Origin of the sequence: Enterobacter cloacae complex sp. IR5441, from assembly GCF_049238215.1 — a bacterium.
GTDB lineage: Bacteria > Pseudomonadota > Gammaproteobacteria > Enterobacterales > Enterobacteriaceae > Enterobacter > Enterobacter hormaechei_C.
The window spans coordinates 1-4,200 of the sequence record NZ_JBMKIA010000077.1; the positions used below are offsets into that span (position 1 = coordinate 1).

2 protein-coding genes are annotated in these 4,200 nt (G+C 52.7%); both read right to left on the minus strand.

The features are described 5' to 3' along the window. The coding region (locus ACOTX5_RS26165; protein ID WP_421632511.1) for a DUF6453 family protein at positions 1–203 on the minus strand (203 nt) is incomplete at its 3' end. Position 204: 1 nt separating this feature from the next. Then, positions 205–4,086 carry a TipJ family phage tail tip protein gene (locus ACOTX5_RS26170; protein ID WP_063945307.1) on the minus strand — a complete coding sequence of 1,294 codons (3,882 nt, stop codon included), beginning with the start codon at positions 4,084–4,086 and terminating at the stop codon, positions 205–207. Between the last annotated feature and the right edge of the window lie 114 nt (positions 4,087–4,200).

Sequence of the window (4,200 nt, forward strand, 5' to 3'; positions counted from 1 at the left end):
TGAAGCAGACCTGAATCAAGATAAGCCGTCGCGTGAGGGATAAACAGCACCTGCGCCCCGGAAACATAACCGGCAATATCAGCGTATTTGGCTTTCTGGTAGCCACTGTCAAAGTAGGCTCCAAAAGACGGGCACCGAAGACCCGCCGTTATCTCCATCCGCTTTCCGCCATCATTCAGATCAATTAGTAGTCCTCTTGGCATGTTATGTCCATTCTCCAAGTACGATACGGCCGCCTCCGGTCAGGTTGATAGTTACACCATTACTGTCTATCACCGTCGCCTTGTTCGGCCCACTGAATCCAAAGTTACCCGTTGTGGCGTAAATCGAGCCACGAACAGTCACGTTGTTAAACACGGCATACCCGGACTTGTTGATATGCCATCCGACATTCCCTGTTCCATCCCAGGTTGATGACTGGATGTAATTACCGATTTTACTGTTACCGATCGTCCCCTCCCCGATAACAGCATCGCGGATTATCAACTGACCATTTTGCGTGGTGAATACGATGGTAGGGGTTCCTCCTGCCTGCATCATCACTGCAAAACGATCTGCGAGGAATAATACCTGCGACTGCATGCCAGATGGAGTATTCTCAACACCTATCCCCATACCAGCAGCATACTGTTTTCCGTTCGCATCCACGGCAACCTTGATGCTGTACATCGCCTTCAGGTCGCCGTTGACGTTCGCAATGGCCTGCGCGTTGGTGGTGATCGCTGAAGTGTGCCCGTTGATGGTCGCCGTAATGCCGTTTATCTGCGTGGCCGCGGCCTGCTGATAATTGGAAAATGTCTGGTTCAGGCTGTTGATTGCTGCCTTGTTGCCGTTCACGTCAGTCTGCAAACTCAGCAGCGAACGCGCTGTTGCCTCCCTGTCGCTTGCCATAACATTATCAATACGATCGATGCTGGCCTTACTGTCACCGTACTGCGCGCTGAGTCTCACCTGCTGATCAACCTGCGCCAGCGTACTCGTTATTAGCGCGATGGAGTTACTCTGAATGCCGCCGCTGGCAGTATCTGTCCTTGCTCCCAGTTCCTCCAGACGGGATGCCATTGATGAAGTCGTGTCGGTGACAACCTGTCGCAACGTGGTGATATCAGCGGTATTTTGCGAGCTGGCTTGCTCGGCCGCATCTGCCTTACCTGATGCAGCGTCAGCTTTACTCGAAGCCGAATCAGCTTTATCAGAAATGACCTGAGTACTCGCAGTAAGCTGGTCGACAGCTGTCGCCCTTGCCTGAGCTTCATCTGACAGAGCCTGCCTTACCTCGGTAATTCCCGCCTCGTTCTGCTCAGTTTTTGCCTCAAGACGAGTAACATCCGTGACGCGAGCCTCCGTCTCAGTGGCGATCACCTCCCGGAGTTGTTCGAAGGTCGCAGAGTTAGCGCCCTGCTGGGCTGTCTGCCGCACGACAACATCAGCAATAGCAAGCGCGTTGCCGATGATTGCTTCTGCTGTCTGCTTATTCGATCCAACCGCCGCTGCAAGACCGTTTGCATTCTCTTTGATTGCATCAGCCAGTTCTGCGAACTTTTCACTGCTCTCCACCGCACTCTCGATCAGATCTTTGAACGTATCAGTCTCTTTAATCTCCTCCAGTATTGCATCGGTGATATCGGATACATCGATGCTGGCCTGCCCGCGCACCCATTCTGTGTAACCTGATTCGTTGCCGCTGCGGTCCACCAGCTGCGCGCGATACCAGAAAATCTGCCCCGCTTTAAGGCCCATCTGCTGATATTTGCGCTGCGGGTAAGGCACATCGGCAAGCAACATCGCATCGTCTTCGGTACCGGTCAGGCTGTACTGAATTTCGGTCTTCAGCGTGTCGTCGGTATTCGCCGGGAATCCCCAGTTCAGCTCGATACCGAATACCACGTTTTCAGAAGCGATAAAGCCAACCGGCTTCGGTGGATTGCCCACTTTACCAGTAAGATTTACTTCTGGTGATGTCGCCCACACTGATGAAACGTCGCTGGCGTTCACCGCCCTGACGCGGACCAGATAGCGACCCGAGTAGATACCCTGCACTTCAAAGCCGAGAGAAGACGTTCGGGGCACACTAATCCAGTTGCCGCTGTCACGCCGCCATTCCGCCTCGTACGCAACTGCACCCTGAACAGCATCCCAGGCAACGCGCATAGTGGTAATCGCAATGTTCTGGTTAACCGTAGAGTAACTGTCTACGACAATATTTCCTGGGGGAGCCTGAACTCCCGGTGGAATGACACTGACTGGCCGCTCGTCCAGTCTTGCGCCGGTATCAACAGCGGAATAGATATCAGGGTTGTAAGTCGTCCCGGTGACCTCGAAAGTACCGTCGTTGTTGTCCCGCGTTCCCGTAACACGGAAAAGCGCTATAAACAGATCGTCAGAGTCCACACCCCAGTTACATTCAGCCTCCGGCGTTTCGCTGTAGGGTGTGGTGACAGTGACTGTGTTTCCGTTAACGGCCTGGACGGTTCTGGCCTGAGCTGTGCCTGACGGAAGATTCAAAAACAGCCGGTTCCCGGCCTTCACATCAGCGGCGCGATCGAGGGTTATGTTGCGGCCGTTAACCGCACTTACCCTGCCACCGATAGTTCTTCCGGCCAGCTCGTTAGCTGCCACGCCGATCACCTCACCAACGGGGGGAACGTCCATGCCCGTGCTGAAGGTCACCACCTCGCCGATACCGTTAGTGAGCAGCGCCCAGCGCCCCCGCCGGTTTGCCTCTGACTGCCTGGTGCAGCCGATCGCAGTCATTTCGAGCTGACGATAATCGAAGCGCATGGCCAGATCGTTATCGTAAACAGGCTCAGGCGTGTCTTTATAGTGATTGGCTGGGTCTGACCAGTTCACCAGCGCGGCAGTGTTTCGGGTGGTTTCACTCGGATCCGCAAAGGTAAATTTTCCTTCAACAACGCTGGCGTGGTTATAGATGTGCCACACATCCCGTGGCATATCAGCCAGGACATACATCTTATTGTCGCCCCAGTACGTCATGCCGCGAAATATACCCGCCAGATCACGAAGTACAGTCCAGGCGTCATTACGGTCCTGGATATAAACGTTGCAACGAAAACGAGGCTCCGTCCCACTTCCGCCCTTGCCATCTGATACCAGTTGATCGCAATACTGGGCGATGCGATAAAGCTCCCATTTGTCTATCTGAGTCGCATCGATTCTTTGACCCAGCCCGAAGCGCTCATTCAAAATGATGTCGTAATAAATCCAGGCAGGGTTATCCGTCCATGCCCATTTAAACACACCTTCCCATGTACCAGAGTAAGTGCGGGTTTCGGGATCATAAGTATCAGGTACACGGATGATTCGCCCTTTCGGATTACACACAACCTGAGGAATGCCATTAGGGAACTGCTTTGCGTCAAACTCTACATACAGCAGCGCTGTGTTAACGTAGCGAAGTTTGGCGTCAATAATTTCAGTTACAGCTACAACGCGCATGGAGTCAACTATATTCACGCTCGTGGAATCCGGCGTGATTCTGCGAACCCGTAACTGCCAGCCAGTCGAGGCTTTTGGAAGATTAACGCGGTGACTACGCTCATAAAGCGACGTAGTTTTGTCATCGACAGCACCGTTAACCACCGTTTCATACGGCCCGCCATCGACCGAAAGATCGATAGCATACTCGACGCGGGTGCCGACTTTGTCGCCGTTGTTTTTCTGGAGCAAAAGAGTTGGCCAACCCAGGCGAATTCGCAGCGCAGAGAGCTGCGTGTTGGATACCGCTCGCACGTATGGAACAGCCTGTTTCAGCTCATATGAAACCTGAAGTTCGTTTTCAATGCCGGGGAAGCCCTGAATATAGTCCTGGTCCTGAGTGCCGGAACGGAACTCGTATTTTACATTATTGAAGTTATAACTTCCGTCGGCGTTCTGAAGTGGCGTATACGAAGATGAGTCACCAAGAAAGATGTTTTTAGCATCAAGCCCGCCAGCGAACTCACCCTCTCCAAGAGCAATCAGTACCTTTGCCCTGGCAATGGACTGAATGCTGTCCGGTGCTTCAACAGGCGTTCGGGTCTGATTGCTGCCACCTTTACCGCGGCCTTTGATGATCGTCGTTGTCATATTTCGCCCATAAAAAAGCCACCTTAAGGTGGCTACTGTTTGAATATCAGGATGTTGATTCCTTACAGCCCTGGGTATGTTGATACTTTGCTGTAGTTACTAAATAAAACTTTC